The organism is Streptomonospora sediminis, from assembly GCF_054778995.1.
On sequence record NZ_BAAGYZ010000116.1, the window covers coordinates 1 to 23,542 of the forward strand.

The window sequence follows — 23,542 nt, forward strand, 5'->3', positions numbered from 1 at the left end:
CTCGTGAGACAGGGCCGGGTCCTTCACTTCGACGCCGCAGCCTCACGAAAGATCGAGGTTAGGGCATCCCATGCAATGAAGCTGGAGCGGGCTCGGTCCATCGTCACCGAAAGCTTCTTCGCCTCTGTGGAGGAACTAATCGACCGCGCCCGCTTCGCAACCCGCACCGACGCCTAACGTGAGGGTCTTCCTACGTCGAGCGCTTCTGCCTTCGCCGGACCGTACCGGCGGGGCACACTTAATGCGATCGGCGCGCCACCACCCGGCGGGCGAGTGCTTTCGCTGGCAGCCCGTCTCCTCGATGAGTTCGGCGAGCTGGGTGTCGGGCCTTTTTTGGGGGTGCGCGCCGCATTGTGATGTTCCGGGAGGTTGGTAACGCGGCTGGCGGGAGTGCGGCCTCCGATCCCGGTGTGCGGCCGATGATAGTTGTACCAGTCCAAGAAGCCCGGGTAGGCGGCTTGGCGCTCCTGCTCTGAGGTGTAGGGCCGCGCATAGGCCCACTCCTGCAGCAGGGTGCGGTGGAACCGCTCGACCTTGCCGTTGGTCTGGGGCCGCCACGGCCGGGTCCAGCGCGGATGGATACCCAGTTCGCGGCAGGCGGCCTTCCAGGTGGCCTTGGAATAGGCCCAGGCGTTGTCGGTCAGCACCCGCTGCACCGGTACGCCGTGGCCGGTGAACCAGGCGGTGGCCCGGCGCAGGAACCCGGCGCAGGTGGGGGCCCGCTCATCGGCCAGGATCTCGGAGTAGGCCAGGCGGGAGTGGTCGTCCAGGGCGGTGTGCGGGAAGGCGGTGCCGTTTCCGGTGCCGTCGGTGTTCTTGTTGGCGCGCGCGGCTGCCCGACCCAGCACCTTGTGGCCGCCGCCGTCGGGGATGCGGCCGAGTTTCTTGACGTCGATGTGGAGGAGGTCGCCGGGGCGGTCGCGTTCGTAGCGGCGCACCGGGGCGCCGGTGGCCCGGTCGCAGGCCGCCAGCGGGGGCAGGCCGTTGCGGGACAGGACGCGGTGGCAGGTGGAGGCGGCCAGGCCGGTGCGCGCGGCCAGGCGCAGCGGCCCCAGGCCGTGGTCGCGGCGCAGGTCGAGCACCTGCTGCTCGGTTGCCGCGGGGGTGCGGGCCGGACTGTGGTGGGGGCGGCTGGGGCGGTCGGCCATGGCGGCCTGGCCGGCCTCGCGGTAGCGCCGGGCCCGTTTGTGGGCGGTTTTGGGCGAGACGTGGAAGCGTTCGGCGGCCTGGCGGCGGCTCCAGCCGTCCTCTTCGACGCACCGGGCCAGGCGGAGTCTGCCGGTCGGGGTCAGCGGGGCGTTACGGTGGCACACGAGGGCCTCCTGAGCATCGGTGTAGACGTCACATCCACACCGGGATCAGAAGGCCCTCTCCTGTTTCAACCGCTGTGCGGGGCGTGTCGGCTGTTACCAACGTCCCGGGACATCACATCTAGAGCGGGCGGTGCGCGACACGGGCGCGTGACCGGTTGGCGGGTCCGACACTGATCGCGGCACCAACGCGGTTCCCTCAGCGGCGGCACTGTCACGGCTGACCGCCTTCACCGGTTTCGCCCTGCCTGCGTCGAGGTCGGGCGAAGGTCGACTGCGGCCTTTCCGCGAACGCCCCCCGAGCACATCGGCGTCTACCTCGGTCTCGACGTCGGCAAAGGCGACCACCACGCCCACGCCCTCACCCCCGCAGGCAGGAAAGTCCTGGACACGAGGCTGCCCAACAGCGAACCCAAGCTGCGCGCAGTGCTCGACAAGCTCACCGCCAAACACGGAACAGTGCTGGTGGTGGTCGACCAGCCCGCCTCCATCGGCGCCCTGCCCCTGGCCGTGGCCCGCGATGCGGGCTGCGCGGTGGCCTACCTGCCCGGATTGACCATGCGCCGCATGGCCGACCTGTATCCCGGCGAGGCCAAGACCGACGCGCGGGACGCGGCGGTGATCGCCGACGCGGCCCGGTCCATGCCCCACACCCTGCGCGACCTGGCGCCCGAGGACGAGGCGATCGCCGCCCTGGCCATGGTGGCCGGCCACGACGACGACCTGGCCGCCGACGCCACACGAACCCGCAACCGGCTGCGCGGGCTGCTCACCCAACTCCACCCCGCCCTGGAACGCGTCCTGGGGCCCCGCGCCGACCACCCGGCCGTGCTCAAACTCCTGGAATCCTACCCCACGCCCGAGCGGATCCGGCGTGCGGGCCGCTCCCGCCTGGTCGAGCTGCTGCGCCCGCAGGCGCCACGCATGGCCCAGCGCCTGGTCGACGACGTCTTTGCTGCCCTGGAAGAGCAGACGGTCACCGTTGCCGGCACCGAGGCAGCCGCCACCGTCATCGCCAACCTCGCCGCCTCCCTGCACCGGACGCTGCAGCAACGCGAGCAGGTCGCCCGCGAGACCGAGGCCCTGCTGGAGGCCCACCCTCTTTCGGCGGTCCTGACCTCAATGCCGGGCATCGGGGCCAGGACCGGTGCGCGCATCCTCATCGAGGTCGGCGACGGATCGGCCTTTGCTACAGCGGGTCATTTGGCCTCGTATGCGGGGCTGGCACCCGCCACACGCGCCTCGGGCAGCTCCATCCGGGGCGAGCATCCCTCTCGGCGGGGCAACAAGCAGCTCAAACGGGCGCTGTTCCTGGCCGCGTTCGCGTCGCTGTCGCATCCGCCCTCTCGGGCCTACGACGACCGCAAGACCGCCCAAGGCAAGCACCACAACCAAGCCCTGCTCTGCCTGGCACGCAGGCGCTGCGACGTACTGTTCGCGATGCTGCGCGACGGCGCGTTCTACCAGCCACCAGCCGCCCAAACGGCTTGACAACCCCATAGAAGCACCCCCCGGAGGCCGTGGTCCTCCCGATGGGCGACGGCGGAGTTTCAAGAAGCCAGCTCCGGCTCCGAGGGCGGGCTGAACACGGGTATCTCACGAGGGGGCGCAGGCAGGGGCCGAGTCGAGAACTGGTAGGGGATGAGGGCAGGCGAAAACGCCACACCTTCATCTAAGTTTGCTTTACATTCAGTGGCGGAAGAGAGGGAGGCGTGCCGAAGCGCAGCGCATACCACCACGGCGACCTGAAGGCCGCGCTGGTCTCGACAGCGTTGGAGCTGATCGCCGAGCAGGGCATAGCCGCACTGTCCGTGGCAGAGGTGGCCCGCCGAGCGGGTGTCAGTCCGGCGGCTCCCTACCGCCACTTCGTCAGTAAGCGGGCACTGCTGATCGCCTGCGCCATCACCGCTGCCAGCGCACTCGCCGCGCGGCTGCTCCAGGCCCAGGAGGACCTGCCTCGCGACGAGCAGGGGACGGACCCGGTCGAGGCCACGGCGGCGTCCGCGGCCGCCTACGCGCGCTTCGCCGCCGAGAACGGCTCCGGGCTCGACCTGATCTTCGCTCCCGAGCTACAGAACACCGGCGACGAGGACCTGCTTCAGGCCGGGCGCACCGTCATGGACGCGTTGCTACCGCCGGCCCTGGCCGTAACAGGGGGAGACGCGCGCAGCGCCCTTGAACTGCTGGAGCGGCAGATCGCGGGCTCCCACGGCTATGCGGTGCTCCTGCGCGGCGGTTTTCTCAGCCGCCGCCATCCGACGCTGGATGACATCGCCTCCCATGCGGCGGCGATCGCCAGAAGCCTGGCCCGCGAGGCACAACCACCGCAGAACTGACCGGCGCGGGCAAGAGGCTCCGACATCCCGGTAAGCGACGGAGCGGCGGCCTGCTTGCGGATGGCGAGCCCGGCGGGCCTCGGGAAGCTCCTGCGTATCCCCGCGTCGATGCGCCCGAGTGCCGGGCAGTGGGGAACGCGCCCGGCTTGGTGGCTTGACCTGATGTGTTTGCTGTCTTACATTGATGTAAGAGGGTACAAACATGCTGGTGTGGATGTTCTGACGCTCAGAGTCGCCTCGCCTACGGCGGCGTCGGCATTGGGACGGTATTGAATTCACCCAGTGCTTGTAAACGGATTTTCATTGCAGGCCTTCACATATCCATCGTCGCGGTGGTCGAGGACTCTCTCCGCATGGTCTACCCGCACTACCAAAGCCAGCTATTCGAGCTACCCCTAGAGACGGGGCGATCACGAGCCTTCAGCCACTGGGCGCGGCAAAGCTGCCGATCGGTCGGTCTGCTCCTCGTAGCTTAGTGCAACCGTCCAATGCGTTCGCGAGCGACTGAAATCAGCGTGCCGGCTATGCGCAACGGGAACATGAATCATGAGGTGAGGCCCCTCATCGCGCTGCACGTTGGAAACGTCATCCGGTTTCGCCGTCGGCCAGAGGGAATTTCGGCCCACGGGGCGATTTGCCAACTCGCGGTAGGCGGCAACAGAACTGATTTTCGAGTGGGATCGAAAGGAATGAGATGTCCACTACCGGGCCAGACGATGGGCCACCCCACGTCAGCTCAGTCACCCTACGTGTCAATGGGGCCGAACGTGCGCTCAGTCTTGATAATCGCACCTCCTTGCTGGACGCCCTGCGCGAGCACCTTGGCATGACGGGCAGCAAGAAAGGTTGCGACCATGGACAGTGCGGAGCTTGCACCGTGCTGTTGGACGGCCAGCGTGTCAACTCCTGCCTGGTCTTCGCAGTGACGGCTGAAGGGCGCGAGATTCGGACCATTGAAGGGCTCTCCGACGCCGATTCACTTCACCCTCTGCAGGCGGCCTTCCTTGACAACGACGGCCTACAGTGCGGCTACTGCACGCCAGGCCAGATCTGCTCGGCAGTGGGCGCCCTCAACGAAGCCGCGCGCGGCTGGCCCAGCTACGTCACCGAGGATGTCACCGAGGGCGTCGAGTCTGCCGCGGCGTTGAGCCGAGCGGAGGTCTCGGAGCGCATGGGCGGCAACCTCTGCCGCTGCGGGGCATACGTCGGCATCGTCGATGCCGTGCTGCAATCCGCGGACACTCACTCGACCGAGGGGAGGCAGCTATGAAGCCTTTCGCCTACGAGCGCACCCTGGACGCTGCGGCGGCCCAGGAACTGGCGCATGACCGTCCCGAGACGATGTACCTCGCGGGCGGCACCAACGTGGCCGACCTGATGCGCCTCGGGGTCTACCGTCCCGACATGCTGATCGACGTCTCCCGGCTGCCCTACGACACTGTGGACCATCGCCCAGACGGATCGGTGCTGATCGGCGCGTTAGTCCGGAACGGTGAACTGGCCGGCGACCAAGGGGTTCGCGACCGGTACCCGATGATCAGCAGGGCCGTGTTGTCCGGGGCTTCCGGACAAGTGCGCTCTATGGCGACAACGGCCGGCAACCTGCTGCAGCGCACCCGCTGCGCCTACTTCCAGGACGTCTCGAAGCCCTGCAACAAACGGGTTCCGGGAAGTGGTTGCCCTGCGCTGGAGGGTGCCAATCGGGATCTCGGGATTCTGGGAGTTTCGGACCACTGCATCGCAACGCATGCCTCGGATCTGGCGGTCGCCCTCGTTGCCCTCGATGCGGTCGTCCATATCCGCACCGTCGACGGAGGGGCTCGAACAGTCTCCCTCGATGAGTTCTACGTCCTCCCCGGCAGTACGCCGGAGAGGGAGACGAATCTCGCCTCCGGCGAGCTCATCACCGGCGTCGAACTTCCTGCACCAGCCACCGGGCCTTCTGCGTATCGGAAGGTGCGTGACCGCTGGTCGTACGCATTCGCGCTCGTCTCCGTCGCCGCCGCGCTGTCGGTCGACGAGAGCGGTCGCGTGGCGGAGATCCGGCTGGCCCTCGGCGGAGTCGCGCCCAAGCCGTGGCGCGCGCGGGAGGCGGAGCGACTCCTACTCGGGCGACCGGTCGACGAGGAGAACATCCGCGCCGCAGCCCGGAGCGAACTGCAGGCGGCCCAGCCCGCTGCGGACAATCTGTTCAAGGTCGACCTGGCAGTCGATGTGATCACATCTGAGGTACTCGCCTTGGCAGGGAAGGAGACACGATGACCGCGATCGACGCTCGGCCATCCGTCCGCTCCACCGTCGGCCGGTCCGTGGAGCGCATCGACGGAACGGCCAAGGTCACCGGTGCCGCCCGATACTCGTTCGAGGTACCGGCCGAGGGAGTCCTCTACGGCTGGCTCGTCACCTCGGTCGTAGCCTCAGGGCGCATCACTACCGTCGATCACGCCCGGGCACTGGATGATTCCGCAGTCGTGGCTGTGCTCGACCACACCAGCGCACCCCGCCTGGCCTCGGCCGGCGATGCCGAGCTAGCGGTCTTGCAGTCCGACCGAGTCCGGTTCCACGGGCAGGTCATCGCTGTCGTCGTGGCCACATCGCCCGAGGCGGCCCGAGAAGCCGCCGCGCGGGTCGACGTTACCTATGACCAGCGGCCGCACTCGGTCGTGCTGGACGCCGAGGATCCGGACGTGTACGCCCCCGAGTTGGTCAACGGCCTCAACGAACCTGCGGCGACGGAGAACGGCGATGTGGACCGGGAGATCGAGAACGCGGCCGTGGTCGTCGACTCCGAATACACCACCCCTCCGGAGCACACGGCCCCGATGGAGCCGCACGCGGCGCTGGCCCGGTGGGACGGTGACGAGTTGTTGCTGCATTACTCCGATCAAGGTCCCTACACGACAAGGGAGATGCTGGCGCCGTTGCTCGGCATCCCCCCGGAGCACCTGCGCGTCGTCGCCGAGCACATCGGGGGCGGTTTCGGATCGAAATTCACGCCTCGTGGCCTACCCGTCGCGGCTGCCTTGGCCGCGAAGGCAGTGGGACGGCCGGTCAAGATGGCGCTCACCCGTCAGCAGATGTTCGCGCTGACCGGGCAGCGCAGCGAAACCCAGCAACGCGTTCGGCTCGGCGCCGACTTCGATGGTCGGCTCCGCGCACTCGAACACACCGCGCTGCAGCACACCTCGCGCTCGACGGAGTTCGTCGAGAACACCGCGACCAGCAGCCGGATGATGTATCGGAGCACGGCCCAACGGACGCTCCACCGCGTTGGCCGACTGGATATCCCCACCCCCGGCCCTATGCGGACGCCGGGGCACGCACCGGGCATGTTCGGGCTGGAGACAGCGATGGATGAGTTGGCGGTGACGCTGGAGATCGACCCGATTGAGCTGCGTCGGCGCAACCAGCCCGATGTCGACGCCCACACAGGTCTTCCGTTCAGCAGCCACGGACTGGTGGAGTGCCTCCGCGCCGGAGCTCACCGGTTCGGCTGGGCGGACCGAGCACCGCGTCGGCAAGGGCGATGGCTGGTTGGGAGCGGCGTCGCAGCCTCCACTCACCCCGACTACACGTTCCCGACCCAGGCCACCGTACGGATCGACAGGGACGGACACATCACGGCCAGTGTTGCCGGCGTCGACATCGGCACCGGTGCCAGGACCGCCCTGACCCAGTTGGTGGCAGAGGAATTCGGTGTTCCCCTGTCCCGGGTGGAGGTCAACATCGGTGACAGCGCGTTCGGCATCGCTCCACCCGCTGGGGGGTCCGCCGGCACCGCCTCCTGGAGTTGGCCATTGATCACCGCCGCACGCGAGATTCGGAACCGCATCAAGGTACGAGAAGGCGTCGTCCCTGTGGAGGGCCTGGAAACCGTCGCCGACTCCACTGAAGAGCTCGAGAAGCGGCCGCCGCTCGCCCGGCACACCTTCGGGGCTCAATTCGCCGAAGTCTGGGTACATGCGGATACCGGCGAAATTCGGGTCGAGCGGCTCTACGGCACGTTCTCCGCAGGACGGATCATCAATTCACGAACTGCACGCTCGCAGTTGCTCGGTGGGATGGTCATGGGCGTCGGTATGGCCCTTACGGAGATCGGTGAACTGGACCGCGAGTTCGGCGACTTCGCCAACCATGACCTTGCCGGCTACCACATCCCGAGCAATGCGGATGTGCGTGACTTGCGAGCGGACTGGATCGACGAGGTCGACGACCAGCTCAACCCAGCAGGGGCGAAGGGCATCGGCGAGGTCGGGATCGTCGGTACCGCGGCGGCCATCGGCAACGCGATCCACCACGCCACCGGCGTACGGCTGCGCAGCCTGCCGTTCCGGATCGAGGACGTCCGGTCGGGTCTTAAGAACGCATCGTGACCGCGCCGACCGCGCAGTACCTTCCGCGGTCGGCGCGACCACCTCATCGTCCAGCGCGGCCGGCTCAACCCCGATCATCGGCTCTCCGGACCAGTCAGATCCGGACCCGGCGTCGCCGGCTCTACCGGTTCGGTGCTCGCGGGTTGGCAAACACAGAGGAAACCCCCGGCGTGGATACTTGAGGTGAGGGCAGGCGTCAGCTTCGAGTCATAAAACTATGTCGGCCAGGCGGGCGATCTCGTCGAGGTCGTCGGTTCCGGGGCCCAGGATCAGTTCGTCGGCGCCCAGGGCCTCGAATTGTTTGATTGCGTCGCGCAGTGATTCCGCGTCGGTGTGCACGTTGCCGACGACGATGTCTTGAATTTCGCCACCGGTAGCGGCAGCGCCGTAGTAATCGGCGCTATTGGCCCGACTGCGGTCGGGATCGCCTAGTGCTCTGACCGGAAACGTTCGCCGGGTCGGGCGATCGGTGCCAGGGTTGGCTGCAAACGCAGTCAACCCTGGGGAGACGTTGGTGGCAGAACCGGTCCGAGCCCGTCGACTCACCGACCAGGAAGGCCGCAAACTTCAGCACATCGTGCGCCGCGGCAGCACCAACACCGTGCGCTACCGCCGCGCGACGATGATCCTGGCCTCCTCCAGCGGCAACACCGTGCCCGCCATCGCCAACCTGGTCGCCGCCGACGAGGAAACCGTCCGCGATGTCATCCACGCCTTCAACGACCAGGGGCTGGGATGCCTGGACCCTAAGTGGGCGGGAGGCCGTCCCCGCCACCTCCGCCCCGACGAGGAGACCCTCGTCGTTCAGACGGCCACCACCCGCCCGGCCAAGCTCGGCCGCCCCTTCACCCGCTGGTCGCTGCGCAAACCCGCCGCCCACCTCGCGCAGTCCCGGGGCTTGCGCATCGGCCGCGAGGCCCTGCGCCTACTCCTGAAAAGCCGCGGCGTCACCTTCCAGCGCACCCGCACCTGGAAGGAATCACCCGGCCCCGAACTGGAAGCCAAACCCGACCGGATCGAGCACGTCACCACACGCTTTCCCGACCGGGTCTTCGCCTTCGACGAGTTCGGCCCCCTGGGCATCCGCCCCACCGCCGGAACCGGATGGGCACCCTCCAGGCGCCCCGAGCGCCTGCCGGCCAACCCGTACTGACAGCCTTGATCTCTCGACTTACGCACACATATGCGCTGTGGCACGGATTGATTCTCGGATTTGCTGGTATATCCCTGACTCTGGTTTCTGGTGCGGAGGGCGGCGACAGCAGGAGTGTCACCGGCATGGTGTTCTCACTCGTTGCGTTGGCCGGTATCACGTTCGGGACGCTGATGCAGGGGCAGCTAAAGAGGATCGGAATCTGGGCGTTTCTGGCTCTCCAGAGTTCAATCAGCGCATCGGTGTTCTCCATCATCGCCCTCGCCGGGGGACAGTTGCGCGCGCAACCGGGATTCGGTTTGTTTTCCGCTGTGGGGTGGATGGTTGCTGTAGTCTCGGTCGGGGCTACAGCGCTCTTATATGTGATGATCGGCCGAGGGGAAGCGGTTCGTGTGAGCAGTTTATTCTATTGCGTTCCGCCAGTCACGGCGCTTCTCGATCTCAACTTCGTTGGAAGGTGGTCCTAGCCGTCATGGAGATCATCCGTGTAGCATTCGTGGTGATCGCTGTAGCGCTGATCCAGATTCCTGGTGAAAAATGCAGAAGTATGCTAACTTGCGTGCATGGAATCAATTGGGGAAGGGGGCGGGGATGAACCAGCTCGTCCTATATATGAACGAAGGAATCGACCCACCTGGACTCCATACACGCATGCCATTTCGTGGAAGACCTGGTTAGTACGGTGGCAGTATTCTTCCACGGCCACGGAGCGCGTGCAGCCGGTGCACCCCTCGGTTTGCGCGACCGAGCGGAGAGTCGGTTCGACTCCGGCCGCCCCGACTTCAACGGAGGAACCGTGCCATGGATGGCCGTTACCGCGCGGATCAGGTGATGGAAGCTACTCGGTCAAGCACACGAGCACCGTCTACCGCTACATCACCGAGGCCGTCTCCCTGCTCGCCGACCTCGCCACGTCCCTCGCCGACACGGCACGAACCGCTTCGCAGAAGGCGTTCGTCTTGCTCGACGGGACATTCCTGCCCATCGACCGCACTTCCGCCGAGAGCCCCTTCTACTCCGGCACGCACAAACGGCACGGCATCAACGTCCAGGTGATCGCGGACCCCTTCGGCAATCTGCTGTGGGCCTCGGCCGCTCTGCCCGAACCCGTCCACGACATCCGCGCCGCCCGCGACACGGCATCCTCGACGCTCTCGTCGCGGCCGGCATCCACTGCTGAGCGGACACCGCCTACCAAGGCGCCAAGGGCACGGGTCCGCGTCCCCTACCGCCGCCGGAACAAGATTATTTCCACGGTATGAAGGCCGTCGACCGATCCCACGCAGATACGCGCCCTCGCCGAGCGGGCCGTCGCAACCCTCAAGTCCTGGCGGCTGCTCCGCAAGCTGCGGTGCTCCACCACCCGAATCATCGGTCTCGTGCAAGCCGTACTCACCCTGCATCTGGCCTGCCCAGGCTGAAGTAGGCACAGGCTCACTGTCGTGTCCCGAACGCTTGAAAGTCACCTCCCGCAGTCGCCACGCGCACGGCCCAGCGCGGTTGTATCGCCTGTGCTGTTGCGCCCCGACCCATCCTGCCGCCGACACTCCGAGCCGCGCAGGCCAGCGGCACCTCGCGGCAGGAATCACAGTGCACGGCGCTGGTGGGGGGCAGCCGATCGGCACGGCGGGCGCAGGGAGCGACGACCACCGAGCAATTCGACCGTGTGCAATGGCTGTACGGGGCGAATGGGCAAGCCGAGTACGATCGCCGCATCGACCCCACGAATCAGGAGTCTCCCGCGATGACGAACCCCTCACCGCACCCCGGTTCGCGCCCCCGACCCGACCTCGACACCTCTGTTCCGCACTCAGCTCGCATGTGGAACTACTGGCTCGGCGGAAAAGACAATTACGCCGCAGATCGGGCGGCGGGCAAGGCCTATCAAGAGCAGGCCCCCGGCGTCGTCGACATGGCCCGCGCCTCCCGCGTCTTTCTGACCCGCGCTGTGCGCCACGTCGCCGACGGGGAAGGCGTCCGCCAATTCCTCGACATCGGCACCGGGCTTCCGACGATGGAGAACACCCACGAGGTCGCCCAGCGGGCCGCCCCCGAATCCCGGATCGTCTACGTCGACAACGACCCGCTGATACTGGTGCACGCCGAGGCGCTACTGACCAACACCACCCCCCAGGGCGCCACCACCTACGTCGAGGCCGACCTGCGCGATCCCGACAGGATCCTGTCCGAGGCCGCCAAGACGCTGGACTTCTCCCAGCCGATCGCGTTGATGCTGATGGGCATCCTGGGCCACCTCGACGACTGGGACGAGGCCAAGGCGATCGTGGCCCGACTGCTGGAAGCCCTTCCCGCCGGGAGTTTCCTGCTGCACTACGACGGCACCTACGAGGTGCAGGGACAAGCCCTGCAGCAGGCGCAGGAAAACTACGACGACACGGGCGCCGACCCCTATGTCCTGCGCGAGCCCGCCCGACTCGCCGAACTGTATGCGGGCCTGGACCTGATCGAGCCGGGCCAGGTGTCGTGCCTGAAGTGGCGATCCGATCCCGCGGAGGTCGGCGACATCAGGAATGTCGACGTCTACGGCGCTGTCGGCCGCAAACCCTGACACGTCGAGGTCGACCCCGCAGCAGTTGCGCGACCGGGATGGCCACGCCCTGACCGGCCGGCGAGTGTGCACCGCCGGCGCGCTACCGAGGGACCGTACGGTCTGACGCACCCAGGACCGGCGCCCGGTCGTCGATACGCAACGGTCACATCAGCTACGTGTTGGCTTTTCACCGGATTTGCGGGATCTCCGCATGCTCCGACGAATGAGTTGACATGAGAGCTGGCCATATCACCCTTTTACCTAGCCAACAAATGGTACTGGCCAGGGAGTGGCCGGGTTCGCCCCGGCCAACTCTTCATCGGTTGACCGCAGGGATGGCGTGGCGAGTCCCACGTGGGCAAGGCCCCGGAAGCGACCGGACTCTGAACGGACCGCCCAGCACGCAGCGGCAGCCACCCGACGGCGCGCGGCACCGACCGGGCGGCTGGCCCATCATGTCGTCGTTTCCCTGCAAGGAGGGCCATCGGCCCTCTGTGGCCGACACGGCCGTATCGCCCTGTCGATCCAATGGCTTGGGGCGGTGTCACCGATCCCGAGAAGCGCCATTGGAGTCGCTGACGAGAGGTCCGGCTATCGCCGGCCGAGCGCAATTGCCCAGCCCGCCTCCTAATGCGGACAGCCACTGCCGGACCACTTCACTGAGCGATTCTCGACACGATCACTGCGCTGCCCCACGCGGTGCAAACGAGCGGCTGAACGATTGCCCTGATCGGACGAGCTGGCGGCCCGGCTGTAGCCGGCTCGCCTCGTACTCGCTCAGCGCTTTGGCGATGCTGCTGTGCTGCTCGATTGCACTGCCGAGTACGAGAGCGTCCTCGGCTGATGCCGAGAACCCGCTGCCGGTCATCGGTGAGGGGAGATGTGCGGCGTCGCCGATGAGGCAAGTCCGCCCCATGGTGAGCCGATACGGCACATACTCACCAATCGGGGTGCCTATGATGTCCCGCCGGGACAGACAGTCCACGATGGCTTCTCGCCAGGGATCCGGCCAGAGCTGTCGCGCCGTATCAGCAAGCTCATCGAACACCGCGTCTGGCATGTCGTCCGGGCGCAGCGTGCGTTGCACGACGTTGTCTTTGACGGCGCCGCTCGCGCGCAAGAGGTCGTTGTGACCAGCGTCATACCAGCCCCATCCGATGCGTCTCTTGCCGCGAGTAGTCGAACCATCAGCGGCGGGGAGGTAGTAGGCGTTGAGGCAGTAGCCGCCTTCGTAGAGGATCGCCAAGTCGGAAGGCCACGACGGAGAGCTGATCGCCGATTCATCGATGAGGCCGAGCCAGATCACATATCCCGAGAAATTCGCGTCTGGCGAGTCCGGGGACACAAAGCGCCGAACGATGCTTCGGTGCCCATCAGCTCCGACCAACAGGTCAGCATTGAAAACCTCGCCGGTGTCAGTGGTCACCCGGGCATAGCGTGCATCTTCCCCTGCCGATGTCACCATGACGGGTGCACGAAGGCGGATGCCTGCGTCCGACATGACGGCAGCACGTAGGGAAGCGTGGACATCTGTCCAAGCCTGGGCGCCGGAGGGGACGGTCAAGCCTGCGGCGTGAGCGCCGCCGGTCAGGTGCTCTAGGAGTCCTTCACCGACTGGGAGCGCGGCTCCGGTGCGCGACTTCCGTGCTGAGCGTTCCAGCAATGTGACCTCCAGTCCGGCTCTCGAGAGTGTCAACGCGGTCATGAGACCGGAGAGCGAGGCGCCCACGACGATCGCGGTTCCACGCTGCTGACTCGTTTTGCGAACGTTCATGAACTCGCTCCTGTCCAGTCGGCTTGGACGCTTTTCGGGATGCGCAGCGCCCATGACGTCAGGAGCGCTCCTGCGAGCGCGAGAATGCCGAGACCGATGACGACGACATGGAGTGCACCGGCGAACGCTTGCCCGGTGAAGGCGGAAACGTGCTGTCCCTGGATTGCGGCCGCCGTCTCGGTGGTGGAGGTGCGTGCCGCGGTGATTGTGATGAGTACGGCTGCGGTGGCGGCGACGGCAAGTGACTCACCCGCGATCCGCATGGTGTTGAACATGCCCGCGGCCGCTCCAGCCTGTGTGACGGGAACGGTGCTGATCGCGGCGTTGTCCATGATGGCGAAGGCCACAATGCCGAAAACCGCAGCGGATTGACCCGGACAACAGACCCAAGCGACAGTCGATGTCCCGATATCACCACAAAATAAAACCACCGATCTCGGATAACGGAGGTGATCGCGGAACGGAAACCACACCCGTCGTTCAGCCGGCAACGACCCGGCACGGGTGCACGACTCCCCTACACAAACCACGAGCGCCGACTGCGACCGGGGCGATCCGGTCACGCAGCACCGGCCGCCCATATCGCGGGGCCTCGACCGCCCCGCATGCACAGGCGCCCGCGCCACACCAGACCACCATCCACCGATCAGATGATCCAACATGGTTCCCGGGAACCGGCTGGCACACTTTCGGAAGCAGCCGCCTGGGCGGCTGCTTGTCACGTATCGGGGCCCATGGATCGTGTTCGTTCCGTGCCGCGGCAGGCACCAGGCCCGTCGGACCGCCAGGCACAGCAGGATCCGGAGCGAACCTCCCGACGGGCACACTCATCGGACAACGTCCGTTTCTGCTGATCGTAGGAAGCCGCGGGGCCGTAACTCTGGGATGAGCGTGGAGGCCTTCCGCCAGCTGTCGAGCACCGCCGGGTATGGAATACGGCGAGTGTGCTCGCCGACCGTCGGCCCGTGCACGCGCTGCGTTCAACGCAGGCCCCTGGCCGTGAGCGCCTCGCCCAGTTCATCGGCGTGCTTGAGCGCGATCACGAGGAACGGCACGGCGAACAGCCGCAGGCGTGGGCGGGCGCCACGGGCGCGCTGCGCCTCGCGTACCTGACCGGCGGCCCGGACGAGAACCGGCAGCGTGGTCAGCGTCACCGTCAGCAGCAGGGCCGCACGCCGCGGATCCACGCGGAGCCGGGCGAGAGGCGCGAGGCCCCGTTCAATCGCGTCGAGCAGCTCGGTGACCTGGGTGGTGAGTGCGAGCAGCGCGGCGATGGCGATGATCGCGACCACGCGGACGGTGTTCACGGCGGCGGGCAGCGGCCCCAGGAACAGCAACTGGCTGACGAGCGTGACGAGGATGACCCACCGCACCATCCAGATCTGCGCCAGAAGCCGGCTGACGCCGATTCCCGGTACGGCGTAGCAGCCCAGACAGGCAGCGACCGGGATCCCGGCACCCCACCAGGACCAACTGATCGGCACCAGGGAGATGCCGAGCACCAGGCCTGCCAGCACGACCGTTTTGCCACCGGCCGGCGAACGGTGCCAGAGACTATCCCCGGGACGGTAGAGCGTGATCATCGAGGCTCTCCTCATATGCGGCGATGACGGTGCCCGGTTCTCCTACGAGGACGACACGGCCTCCGGCGATGAGCACGGCGCTGTCACAGGACCGCGCGAGGGAGAGGTCATGGGTGACCAGGAGCAGGCGATGCGAACCGCCCGCGAAGAGATGGGCGCCGATGCGGCGAGCGTTGCGGGCGTCCAGGAAGGCAGTGGGCTCGTCGGCGATCACGAGCTCCGGATCCCGCACAAGGGCGCCGCAGAGCGCGAGGAGCTGCTTCTGCCCTCCCGAGAGGTCGTGGGAGCTCCGGGCGGCGAGGTCGGCGAGCCCGAAGCGATCGAGCGCGGCTGCCACCCGCTCGGAGCGCTCCCGGCGGCTCGTCCCGCGGTCGCGCAGCGAGAAGGCCACGTCCTCCGCAACGGTTGGCATGACGATCTGGGCGTCGGGGTTGCTGAACACGAAGGCCACGCGGCGGCGGAGCTCCGCCGCCTGACGGACCGGATCGAGCCCGAGCACCCGTACCTCCCCCGCGGTGGCCGCGATCAGCCCGCCGGCGAGGCGTGCGAGCGTCGACTTCCCAGAACCGTTGTCGCCGATGACCGCGATCGTCCGTGCATCCAACATCGCGGAGATGTCCCGCAGCACGTCGACCTCGCCCAGGCGCACGCTCACGTCCTTGAGCGCGAGAACGTTCATCGGATCACCTCCACGACAGCGGCCACGCCCATGCCGCCCCCGACGGATGCCGCAGCCACACCCAGGGTCCCCGTGGGCGCGCCACCGCGGACCAGGCGGCTGTAGAGCCGGACCATGCTCACCGCGCCGCTGGCGCCCCAGGGGTGGCCAAGGGCGAGCGCACCGCCGTCAGCGCTGACGCGCGGGTCGTCATCATCGATGCCGAGCCGGTCCAGCACCGCGAGCGACTGCGCCGCAAACGCCTCGACGATCTCGAACGCGGCGATCTGCGACACGGTCGTCCCCGCGTTCTCAAGCGCCTTGGTCACGGCAGGCGCCGCGCCTATGCCGGGCAGCCGCGGATCGCAGCCGATGGTCGCCTGCCCTCGCAGGAGCAGCCCCGGTGCGCTGCCCGTGTCCTGCCGCGGGACGGCCACGACCGCCGCGGCGCCGTCACTGATCCGCGTCGCAGTCCCGGCCGTCACGGTGCCGCCCGGAATGAGAGGCGCGAGCCGGGGAAGCAGGACCTCGATGCGACCGATGACATCATCCCTGGTGAACCCGGACACAGGAACGATCTCGCCGGTGAAGCGCGCCGCGTCCCGTGCCGCGTGTGCCCGCTGATGGCTGCGGAGCGCGTGGGCCTCCTGACGGCTGCGGCCGACTCTGCAGACGCGGGCGAGATCGTCTGCGGCCTGGAGCATGTCCGGGTCGGGCCGGTCCGCGGGCACGAAGGGCGCGCGGCTGTACGGCACCCCGTCTACTGAGCGGACGGGGGCGGTGGAGGCGCTCTCGGCACCGCCGGCCACGCGCGCACGGGCGTCCCCCGCCCGGATGGCGGCGCACGCGTCGATCACGGCCGCGAGTCCGCTGCCGCACTGCCGGTCGACGGTCGCGCCGGGCACTTCGGCGCCAAGGCCTGCGGCCAGGGCGGAGACACGAGCAGGATTCCCCCCGGGCCCCATGCAGTTCCCGAGTACGACGTCGGCGGGACGGACGCGGCGCCCCGCAGCGGTCGCGGCGTCGTCGAGCACAGCCCGGATCACGGGCGCGGCGAGTTCCTCCAGCCGCAGGGAGGCCAACCCGCGGCTGCGGGTCGCGATCGGCGTCCGGCGGGCAGCGATGATCACGGCATCATCCGGCACGACGGGCCACCTCTCCGGTACGCGCCCGGCGCAGCGCCTCCGCCCGCGCCGGCTTCCCGGCCGAGGTGCGAGGAATCCGCCCGGAGAACCAGACCCGCGGACGGCTCGCGGGCGCGAGAAGATCGGCTGCGGCACGCCGCAGCGCCGCGACATCGGCGCAAGCCGGCTCGACCAGAGCGGCGACCAGCTCCCCCACTGCGGGATTGGGGAAGCCGAATACGACAGCGTCCTCCACCCCGGGCACGGATCGCAGGGCCGCCTCGGCTTCCTCGGGGATCACCGTCGCGGAGGCGGTGATGATGGCGCCGTCCGCACGGCCGCGCAGCCTCAGCGCTCCGTCCGTGGTCTCGGCAAGGTCGCCGACCGTGGCCCAGTCCCCATCGACGCGCAGTGGACCGGGCCGGCCGAGATAGCCCAGGGCGGTGTGCGGGGAGCGCACCCACAGCTCGCCGGAGCGGACCTCGACGTCCACACCGGGGAACGGCCGCAGGCCGGTGCCGTCGTCGAGGGCGACGAACGAGAGCTCCGCGGCCCCGTAGTAGCCGATGACCCTGATGCCGCGTGCCGTCGCGGCATCGCGGAGGCCGGGATCCAGATGGGAGCCCCCGACAAGCGCCGTGCGCACCGTCAGCGGTCCATCCTCCTCAAGCAGCCTGCGCAGCCCTTGCGGCGTTCCGTGGAAACACGCCGCACCGGTTGCGTTCCGACCGGGCACGGGCTTGGGCCCGCCACCCTCGAGCGCATGTGCCACGGAGAACAGCGTCAATGAGGACGACGGCGGTGCTGGACAGAGCACCCGGTCCCCTGCGGACGCTCCCAGAAGCGCCGAGACGACCGGGAAGGACGAGCTCCATGATTCTCCCGTTCGCAGGACCACGCGCGGTGTGCCACTACTCCCTGAGGTCAGAGCCGCCCATGCCGTCCCTGCGGGAAGCGCCGCATCATTGACGAGTGCGCGGAGAGCCGCCCACTGTTTCTCCGGCCACCGCGCGTCGCCGACCAGCGGTACATCCCCCGCCTCCCTGACCAGGCGGATACGCTGCGGCAACTCCTCGGCCGGAGCACCCAGCGGCACGATCCGCGTCATCGCCCCGTCCCCGACGGCTCCACGGCAGGTCGCCGGCCGGAAGTCCATTCGCGCCGGAACGCGCGCGGATAGGAACGAGCGAGAGTCCCCACGATAAGGACGGCGATCGCGGCCTTGACGAGATCCCCGGGAAGGAACACCAGGCTCGCCCACACCGTCTGTCCGAGCGGCAGCTGGGTGACCGCGCTCTGCACGGGGATACCGAAGGCGTAGACCACCACGATGCCGCCGATCACGGTCCCGAGCAGCGTTCGCCACGACACCGGCTTACGGCCACCCGCATGCACGATCGCCCCGGTCACGAACGCGCCAACGATCCAGCCGACGTCATACCCGCCCGTGGGGCTGACGAAGACCGCGGCCCCTCCGCGTCCGCCCGCGAGCAAAGGGAGACCCACTGCGACCAGGGCCATGAACACGGTCATCGAGAGCGCGCCGAGCCGTGGCCCGAGGATCGCGCCGGCGAGCATCACTCCGAGTGTCTGCGCCGTGATCGGCACGCCGCCCAGCGCGGTGAAACCGCCCGGCAGCCCCAGCACCGCCGTGATAGCGGCGAACACCGCCACCCGAGCCGTATCCGTCGCATCCAGCCGCCACCGGTCAGGTCCACGTCGCGCGCCCACGCCTGCTCCCTTCAACCTGAACGTCGTTCAGGTGAACGACGTTCAGGTAGGCTAGCGGCATGGACGATCACTCGCCAAACGCGAGCACCGCGCGGCAACACCGCTCCCGCGACGATGTCGTCGACGCCGCCCTCGGGATCCTGGACTCGCAAGGCCTCCCCGACCTGACAATGCGTCGCCTCGGCGAGGTACTCGGGATACGACCCAGCGCGCTCTACTGGCACTTCGGGAGCAAGCAGGCGCTTCTGGCCGCCGTGAGCAGCCGCATCCTCGCTCCTATCGCGGCAATGAGCGAGGATGCCCCATCGCTGCGGGCTGAGGCGTTCGCGCTCGGCGCGCAACTGCATGATCGTCTCCTGGCCTACCGCGACGGAGCGGAGCTGGTGTCCAGCTCGCTCGCGCTCGGCCTCGTCACCCCGCCGCTCCATGCCGAACTCGCAGCGGCCGCGCGCAGACACCGGGCGCCCGAGGCCCTCGCTTACACAGCGGCAGAGGCCATCGCGCACTTCGTGATCGGCTACACCTTCCACGAGCAGCAGCGCCTGCAGGCTGAGACGCTGGGCATCCTCGGGATATCGAACACGCTCACCCCAGAGCAGGCGGCCGCCTCGCCCGCACCAGAGACCGTGGACTTCGAGTCCGTACTGAGACTCATCGTGACCGGACTGGACACGTCACAGGTACATGGGATCGATGCGGCCGCCGAGCGGTCGTGACCCATGCATGCTGCAAATGCGCCCGGGGCCGCGCCACTCCCGGGCGCGGCGGCGGCACTGTCGCAACGGCTGACCGAACATCCGGGCCGCCTTGCGTACGGTCGGCGCCCCCATGCCGAGGCCGCCGGGCGGCAACCTGCGCAAGCGCGCGGCGCTGAACGCCGTCCAACTCGCCGAACCGGCGCACGCGCGGTGCGCCGACAGCCTGACGCCGAAGGACACGCACATGACCGCTTCCGCGTCCCATGAGGTCGTCTTCCTCGTCTTCGACGGCGTCAAGCTCCTCGACGTGTCCGGGCCCGCCGAGGTCCTCGCCGACGCGAATCGCGCCGGCGCAGAGTACCGTCTGCGGTTCGTCTCGCCCGACGGTGAAGCAGTCACCACCTCGATCGGCACGAGACTGCAGGTTGCCGGTACCGCAGCGGCGGCCTCCCGGGTGGACACGCTGATCGTGGCCGGCGGGGACCGCCTGGTCGACCGGCCGATCGAGGCGCCGCTCCTCGACACCGCGCGGCTGCTGGCTTCCGCGGCGAGGCGCGTGGCATCGGTCTGCACCGGTGCGTCCGTCCTCGCCCAGGCAGGGCTCCTGGACGGTCGGCGGGCGACGACGCATTGGCGGCACGCAGCGCTGCTGGGACGCGCGTTCCCGGCGGTGGAGGTCCTCCCGGATGCGATCTACGTCGCCGACGGCGACGTGTTCACCTCGGCCGGCGTCTCCGCCGGCCTGGACCTCACTCTCGCGCTGGTCGAGACCGACCACGGACCGCGACTCGCACGCACGATCGCCCGCGAACTCGTCCTGTATCTGCAGCGCCCAGGAGGCCAGTCCCAGTACTCCGCCCCGCTGCGCGCACCGATCCCGCAGCAGCCGGCGCTGAAGGCGGCGGTCAATGCCATCGTGAGCGACCCGGCCGCCGACCACACTGCGGATTCCCTGGCGGCAAGGGCAGGCGTCACAGCGCGGCACCTGCGGCGGCAGTTCGCCACCGAACTCGGCACCTCGCCGTCGCGATTCATCGAGTGGATGCGCCTAGACCGCGCGCGGACCCTGCTCGACGAGGGACACAACGTGTCGGAGACGGCCCGGCTCAGCGGCTTCGGCAGCGCCGAGACCTTCCGCCGAGTGTTCACCGACGAATACGGGGTACCGCCGAGCCGCCACCAGCGTCAATTCCGCACGGCGTGGCGCCGTGCCCCTCTGTCCACTGGGGAGTGAGCCACACCTGGGTGCATCCCACGTCGTGAGCACGCCTCCTTCCTGCAACACCGCCACCGCTCTTGCCATGGCGCCTTTATCAGGGTCAGGCTCAGAGCCCGTCCGGCTGGTGCGGTTTGGGAGGCGTTCCAGACGTAGGGAAAAACTTTTCGTCAATGGTGGCAACCACGCGGTCCCCGTCCGGGTGCGTGCCCCGATCGAGTTCGACGAGGTGCCCGGCATTGTGGATCACGGTGTCGAGGCGGCCCGCCTGGTTCAGGATGGTCGCGACCGCGGAGTCGGCCGACTCCTGCGAGGTGACGTCCAACCCGGGCCGGGGGTTGTACAGATCAACACTCTCCAACGGATGATTACCTCCCCGGCCTGCGTAGCTAAGCGCGAGGCCCTCGGTCGTCGACAGCACCTCTCGGGATCCGCCGCGGGTCAATCGTTCCCGCACGCGCGGGATGCGGGGGTGCGCTACCGCGATCAGCCAGGCGCGTTTGTCGGAGCCCCGGTCGGCGGATGCTTCGCCGAACAGTGTGTCCAGGACCTCGGTCGCGTGTCGGTGCTCCTCGAACCGAGCGCGGTACATGGTGTCGATCTGGCGTTCCTTCATCCACGCGGTGTCGGCGTCGTTCCGCACGGGCGCGCCGAAGCAGTCGTTCTTGAAGATGAGGTGCGGCCCGTCGACGCTCGCGGGGACCTCAATGACGACGGCCCTGCTGCCCGGGGCTCCGATGCGGTGCACGTTCTAACCGAACCCCGAAGGGGAAACGGCGGTCATGGCAGCGCTGCGCATCGAGCGCTCATAAGCCTCGTCGAACTCGCCGATATCGACACGTTCGGTGGCTGCCTTCTGGGACTCACTCACTCCGCAGACGATCACGCCCCCACCGCTGTTTGCCATCGCCGCGACATCCTTGGGGAACTCTCGGTCTGCGTCAGCCCTTTCGCCGGATACAGCGCGGATTTCCAATCCAGGTCGTCCGTCTCCGTGGCACCGGCGGCGACAGCTTCGTTGAGAAGCTCATCCGTCAGAGGCCCTGGTGGGGCTCCGGCGGCGCGATGAAGCGCTGTAAAGGTCATGGCCTGAAGCGTAGAGACGACGTGAGACATTCTTGAGCATCGGACGAAGCACGAATCCGATGGTCGCAAAAAGCAGGTAGGGCGCTCGGCTACGGCGTGCGCGGCGCGACCTGAACGGGTCCTTTGACTCATAAGCGCTGCCGGTTCTGCCGCAGTGTCCCGGGTGCTCCGTTTTGGTCCCACGGGATCGGGGACAAGGGGATGCTCCGGCGGCCACCCGGCGCCGGTCTGACCGCCGACCTGCACATACGACTGGGCACCGACATAAGAGCACCCACGGAGCAACATCCGCCGCGGCGGCGGGCACTCTGTGGGGCATGCAGGCTGTTGACCTGCGAAGACACGGTAGGCCGCCCGGGGCTCGAACCCGGAACCTACTGATTAAAAGTCAGCAGCTCTACCCATTGAGCTAACGGCCCGCGACGAGTATACCGGCCCAAGTCCGTGGATGCTGCACCGAAACCGAGCCGGTTGCGGGAGGCCGCCCACAGCCTCAGCAGGGTCGCCGCCAACAAGTGGGCGCCGCACAGCGCCCGCGTCAGTGTCGTCTTGCCCCATGGCCGGTGTTGCGGGGCAGGAGGTTGATGTCGCAGTCACCCAAGCGTAGATGTATGCGAATCGCATAGAATTTGGTCATGGAACCCAACCTTGAAGAAGCGATCAACGAGTGGCACGCGAGCGTCAACACCGGCGACCTGCAGCGATCTGCGCGGGCGGTCGGCGATCCGGTCGTTGTGCTCGGCCCGAAGGGCGCGGGTCCGATCACGCCTGCGCAGTTTGCCGAGTGGGTGGAGCGCTCGGGGATCAAGTTGGTCCCGCGGTCCTGGCACCCTGTCAGCGAGCGACTGATGGTGGTCGAGGAAGACGCGACCTGGCCCGAGAACGCGGAATCCACGCGGGTAGCGACGGTCTTCCGCGCTACCGCCGGGAAGGTCACGGCTACTCTCAGGCTGCCGGACCTCAAGGCCGCTCTCGAGCTGGCCTACATCTGCCGCGAGATGGCGACAACCGAGTGACAGGCCTCGGCCCGGGACAGGTCCTGTTTCATTTCGTCAGGCACTGGTCACGTCGGTCTGTCGCAGCAGACACGGGCGGTGAGCAGGGGCGGCTGGTGCTCGTTTGCGAGGCGGTCCATGCGCTGAGCCTGCGCGCGACCCCGGCAACGGTGAACGCGATCGCGCAGGAGGTCGGGATCGACCAGAGCGGCGCGTCACGGTTGATCAAGAGCGCCACGGCAGCCGGATATCTCGTCATGGCATCGTCCGCGACCGATGGCCGACGACGCGAAGCATCACTCACCTCTGCGGGTCAGTCGATGCTGGACCAGGCGCATCGTTGGCAGGAGGAAGTGTTCGCTGAGCTGACCAGAGGCTGGAGCGACCGGAAGCGCCGCGACTTCCAACAGGCGATGACCGACCTGATCGAGCGCTCCTACGCGATGGACGCATGAGCCACGCCAACGCCCTGCTCAGTTCCGGACAGACACGTACTCGGCATCGAGATCCGAAGAATGAGAATGCGCCTAGGTATATCGCAGCGCAGTCTCGCGAAACTGCTCGAATTGCAGGCCCACAGCAATATCGGTGACTATGAACGAGGCCGTCGGATACCTCCGGGCGACATCGTCGACGAATGCGAAACCGTCCTGAAGGCTCCTTCGGGATATCTGCGCGGCCTCTGGGCACGGGCAATGTCGGAACAAGCCGACGAATGGACGGAGCAGCGCCTCCGGAACATCGACGGCCTTCCGGGGGGGGCTCCGGCCGCGCGCCGGACGCCGCGGGCCCGTGACCCGTTGACCGCCGGCTGCGGGGCGGCCCTGCCCCTCCTGCGCGCGCTCCCGCAGTGCGTCAGGTCGCCGCAGCGCACGCTGCAGGATCGTGCCGTCCGCCCGCGCGTTGCACCGCGCCCCCAACTGCGGAGGTGAAGAGATCCTCATCGCCGCTTCA

General features: G+C 67.9%; 23 protein-coding genes, 1 tRNA gene and 2 pseudogenes. 14 read left to right on the plus strand and 12 right to left on the minus strand.

The genetic code is table 11. The features are described from left to right. Window positions 1-365: 365 nt before the first annotated feature. A pseudogene (locus tag ACYVD5_RS22860) lies at window positions 366-1,313 on the minus strand (IS481 family transposase); the annotation flags it as partial. A gap of 303 nt (window positions 1,314-1,616) precedes the next feature. Here ACYVD5_RS22860 and ACYVD5_RS22865 point away from each other — a divergent pair. The 5 genes from ACYVD5_RS22865 (at window position 1,617) to ACYVD5_RS22885 (ending at window position 8,019) form a co-directional block, all read left to right on the plus strand. Next, a complete protein-coding gene (locus ACYVD5_RS22865; RefSeq protein ID WP_461003240.1) occupies window positions 1,617-2,801 on the plus strand; it encodes an IS110 family RNA-guided transposase in 1,185 nt (394 codons plus the stop codon). 221 nt (window positions 2,802-3,022) lie between these two features. Further along, window positions 3,023-3,646, plus strand: coding sequence for a TetR/AcrR family transcriptional regulator (locus tag ACYVD5_RS22870; protein WP_461003182.1), 624 nt, complete (start codon window positions 3,023-3,025; stop codon window positions 3,644-3,646). 694 nt (window positions 3,647-4,340) lie between these two features. Beyond that, window positions 4,341-4,916, plus strand: coding sequence for a 2Fe-2S iron-sulfur cluster-binding protein (locus tag ACYVD5_RS22875; protein ID WP_461003183.1), 576 nt, complete (start codon window positions 4,341-4,343; stop codon window positions 4,914-4,916). Beyond that, a complete protein-coding gene (locus ACYVD5_RS22880) occupies window positions 4,913-5,908 on the plus strand; it encodes an FAD binding domain-containing protein (RefSeq protein WP_461003184.1) in 996 nt (331 codons plus the stop codon). Before ACYVD5_RS22875 ends, ACYVD5_RS22880 begins: the two co-directional genes overlap by 4 nt. Continuing rightward, window positions 5,905-8,019, plus strand: coding sequence for a xanthine dehydrogenase family protein molybdopterin-binding subunit (locus tag ACYVD5_RS22885; RefSeq protein WP_461003185.1), 2,115 nt, complete (start codon window positions 5,905-5,907; stop codon window positions 8,017-8,019). The genes ACYVD5_RS22880 and ACYVD5_RS22885 overlap by 4 nt, the downstream gene beginning before the upstream one ends. A 207-nt stretch (window positions 8,020-8,226) precedes the next feature. On the opposite strand, the gene ACYVD5_RS22890 is transcribed toward ACYVD5_RS22885, so the two are convergent. Continuing rightward, window positions 8,227-8,358, minus strand: a complete 132-nt coding sequence (locus tag ACYVD5_RS22890; RefSeq protein ID WP_461003186.1) for a hypothetical protein — start codon at window positions 8,356-8,358, stop codon at window positions 8,227-8,229. Window positions 8,359-8,533: 175 nt separating this feature from the next. Between ACYVD5_RS22890 and ACYVD5_RS22895 the strand changes: the two are divergent. The 4 genes and pseudogenes from ACYVD5_RS22895 to ACYVD5_RS22910 form a co-directional block, all read left to right on the plus strand. Then, window positions 8,534-9,160, plus strand: a pseudogene (locus ACYVD5_RS22895) (helix-turn-helix domain-containing protein); the annotation flags it as partial. A gap of 137 nt (window positions 9,161-9,297) precedes the next feature. Beyond that, on the plus strand, window positions 9,298-9,639 hold the full coding sequence (locus tag ACYVD5_RS22900) for a hypothetical protein (RefSeq protein WP_461003187.1): 342 nt from the start codon (window positions 9,298-9,300) through the stop codon (window positions 9,637-9,639). Between the two features lie 246 nt (window positions 9,640-9,885). After that, window positions 9,886-10,434 (plus strand): transposase family protein, encoded by a 549-nt coding sequence (locus ACYVD5_RS22905; protein ID WP_461003188.1) that lies wholly within the window; start codon window positions 9,886-9,888, stop codon window positions 10,432-10,434. Between the two features lie 482 nt (window positions 10,435-10,916). Beyond that, window positions 10,917-11,741, plus strand: a complete 825-nt coding sequence (locus ACYVD5_RS22910) for an SAM-dependent methyltransferase (RefSeq protein WP_461003189.1) — start codon at window positions 10,917-10,919, stop codon at window positions 11,739-11,741. 661 nt (window positions 11,742-12,402) lie between these two features. Here ACYVD5_RS22910 and ACYVD5_RS22915 read toward each other — a convergent pair. The 7 genes from ACYVD5_RS22915 to ACYVD5_RS22945 all read right to left on the minus strand — a co-directional run bounded on the left by ACYVD5_RS22915 (window position 12,403) and on the right by ACYVD5_RS22945 (window position 18,536). Then, complete coding sequence (locus ACYVD5_RS22915) at window positions 12,403-13,497, minus strand: FAD-dependent monooxygenase (protein ID WP_461003190.1); 1,095 nt, start codon at window positions 13,495-13,497, stop codon at window positions 12,403-12,405. Next, window positions 13,494-13,844: a hypothetical protein gene (locus ACYVD5_RS22920; RefSeq protein WP_461003191.1), complete on the minus strand. Its 351-nt coding sequence runs from the start codon at window positions 13,842-13,844 to the stop codon at window positions 13,494-13,496. The genes ACYVD5_RS22915 and ACYVD5_RS22920 overlap by 4 nt, the downstream gene beginning before the upstream one ends. Window positions 13,845-14,477: 633 nt before the next feature. Continuing rightward, the gene (locus ACYVD5_RS22925) at window positions 14,478-15,080 is read right to left on the minus strand and encodes a CbiQ family ECF transporter T component (protein WP_461003192.1); all 603 of its coding nucleotides are present in this window, start codon (window positions 15,078-15,080) and stop codon (window positions 14,478-14,480) included. Next, window positions 15,052-15,759, minus strand: a complete 708-nt coding sequence (locus ACYVD5_RS22930) for an energy-coupling factor ABC transporter ATP-binding protein (RefSeq protein WP_461003193.1) — start codon at window positions 15,757-15,759, stop codon at window positions 15,052-15,054. Before ACYVD5_RS22930 ends, ACYVD5_RS22925 begins: the two co-directional genes overlap by 29 nt. Further along, a complete protein-coding gene (locus tag ACYVD5_RS22935; protein WP_461003194.1) occupies window positions 15,756-16,883 on the minus strand; it encodes a thiolase family protein in 1,128 nt (375 codons plus the stop codon). The genes ACYVD5_RS22930 and ACYVD5_RS22935 overlap by 4 nt, the downstream gene beginning before the upstream one ends. Beyond that, window positions 16,873-18,018, minus strand: a complete 1,146-nt coding sequence (locus tag ACYVD5_RS22940) for an AMP-binding protein (protein WP_461003195.1) — start codon at window positions 18,016-18,018, stop codon at window positions 16,873-16,875. Before ACYVD5_RS22940 ends, ACYVD5_RS22935 begins: the two co-directional genes overlap by 11 nt. Next, on the minus strand, window positions 17,967-18,536 hold the full coding sequence (locus tag ACYVD5_RS22945) for a biotin transporter BioY (RefSeq protein ID WP_461003196.1): 570 nt from the start codon (window positions 18,534-18,536) through the stop codon (window positions 17,967-17,969). The genes ACYVD5_RS22940 and ACYVD5_RS22945 overlap by 52 nt, the downstream gene beginning before the upstream one ends. Before the next feature lie 116 nt (window positions 18,537-18,652). On the opposite strand from ACYVD5_RS22945, the gene ACYVD5_RS22950 reads away from it, so the two are divergent. Further along, the gene (locus ACYVD5_RS22950) at window positions 18,653-19,309 is read left to right on the plus strand and encodes a TetR/AcrR family transcriptional regulator (RefSeq protein ID WP_461003197.1); all 657 of its coding nucleotides are present in this window, start codon (window positions 18,653-18,655) and stop codon (window positions 19,307-19,309) included. Between the two features lie 112 nt (window positions 19,310-19,421). Then, window positions 19,422-20,525 carry a GlxA family transcriptional regulator gene (locus ACYVD5_RS22955; protein WP_461003198.1) on the plus strand — a complete coding sequence of 368 codons (1,104 nt, stop codon included), beginning with the start codon at window positions 19,422-19,424 and terminating at the stop codon, window positions 20,523-20,525. A 91-nt stretch (window positions 20,526-20,616) separates the two neighbouring features. Here the strand turns inward: ACYVD5_RS22955 and ACYVD5_RS22960 are convergent, their stop codons facing one another. The 3 genes from ACYVD5_RS22960 to ACYVD5_RS22970 form a co-directional block, all read right to left on the minus strand. Continuing rightward, window positions 20,617-21,255 (minus strand): hypothetical protein, encoded by a 639-nt coding sequence (locus ACYVD5_RS22960; protein WP_461003199.1) that lies wholly within the window; start codon window positions 21,253-21,255, stop codon window positions 20,617-20,619. A 3-nt stretch (window positions 21,256-21,258) separates the two neighbouring features. Continuing rightward, window positions 21,259-21,483 (minus strand): RNA-binding domain-containing protein, encoded by a 225-nt coding sequence (locus tag ACYVD5_RS22965; RefSeq protein WP_461003200.1) that lies wholly within the window; start codon window positions 21,481-21,483, stop codon window positions 21,259-21,261. Between the two features lie 456 nt (window positions 21,484-21,939). After that, a tRNA-Lys gene (locus tag ACYVD5_RS22970) sits at window positions 21,940-22,012 on the minus strand. A gap of 216 nt (window positions 22,013-22,228) precedes the next feature. Between ACYVD5_RS22970 and ACYVD5_RS22975 the strand changes: the two genes are divergently transcribed. The 3 genes from ACYVD5_RS22975 to ACYVD5_RS22985 are packed head-to-tail and all read left to right on the plus strand — an operon-like array spanning window position 22,229 to window position 23,520. Then, window positions 22,229-22,609 carry a hypothetical protein gene (locus tag ACYVD5_RS22975; protein WP_461003201.1) on the plus strand — a complete coding sequence of 127 codons (381 nt, stop codon included), beginning with the start codon at window positions 22,229-22,231 and terminating at the stop codon, window positions 22,607-22,609. After that, a complete protein-coding gene (locus tag ACYVD5_RS22980; RefSeq protein ID WP_461003202.1) occupies window positions 22,606-23,043 on the plus strand; it encodes a MarR family winged helix-turn-helix transcriptional regulator in 438 nt (145 codons plus the stop codon). The genes ACYVD5_RS22975 and ACYVD5_RS22980 overlap by 4 nt, the downstream gene beginning before the upstream one ends. Window positions 23,044-23,094: 51 nt before the next feature. Continuing rightward, window positions 23,095-23,520 (plus strand): helix-turn-helix domain-containing protein, encoded by a 426-nt coding sequence (locus ACYVD5_RS22985; RefSeq protein WP_461003241.1) that lies wholly within the window; start codon window positions 23,095-23,097, stop codon window positions 23,518-23,520. The last annotated feature ends 22 nt before the right edge of the window (window positions 23,521-23,542 follow it).

Coding starts and splice junctions, on each gene's coding strand:
- ACYVD5_RS22875 (WP_461003183.1), top strand. CDS start 4,341: ATGTCCACTACCGGGCCAGACGATGGGCCACCCCACGTCAGCTCAGTC.
- ACYVD5_RS22925 (WP_461003192.1), bottom strand. CDS start 15,080: ATGATCACGCTCTACCGTCCCGGGGATAGTCTCTGGCACCGTTCGCCG.
- ACYVD5_RS22880 (WP_461003184.1), top strand. CDS start 4,913: ATGAAGCCTTTCGCCTACGAGCGCACCCTGGACGCTGCGGCGGCCCAG.
- ACYVD5_RS22885 (WP_461003185.1), top strand. CDS start 5,905: ATGACCGCGATCGACGCTCGGCCATCCGTCCGCTCCACCGTCGGCCGG.
- ACYVD5_RS22910 (WP_461003189.1), top strand. CDS start 10,917: ATGACGAACCCCTCACCGCACCCCGGTTCGCGCCCCCGACCCGACCTC.
- ACYVD5_RS22900 (WP_461003187.1), top strand. CDS start 9,298: ATGGTGTTCTCACTCGTTGCGTTGGCCGGTATCACGTTCGGGACGCTG.
- ACYVD5_RS22930 (WP_461003193.1), bottom strand. CDS start 15,759: ATGAACGTTCTCGCGCTCAAGGACGTGAGCGTGCGCCTGGGCGAGGTC.
- ACYVD5_RS22955 (WP_461003198.1), top strand. CDS start 19,422: ATGCCGAGGCCGCCGGGCGGCAACCTGCGCAAGCGCGCGGCGCTGAAC.
- ACYVD5_RS22975 (WP_461003201.1), top strand. CDS start 22,229: ATGGAACCCAACCTTGAAGAAGCGATCAACGAGTGGCACGCGAGCGTC.
- ACYVD5_RS22950 (WP_461003197.1), top strand. CDS start 18,653: ATGGACGATCACTCGCCAAACGCGAGCACCGCGCGGCAACACCGCTCC.
- ACYVD5_RS22940 (WP_461003195.1), bottom strand. CDS start 18,018: ATGGACTTCCGGCCGGCGACCTGCCGTGGAGCCGTCGGGGACGGGGCG.
- ACYVD5_RS22915 (WP_461003190.1), bottom strand. CDS start 13,497: ATGAACGTTCGCAAAACGAGTCAGCAGCGTGGAACCGCGATCGTCGTG.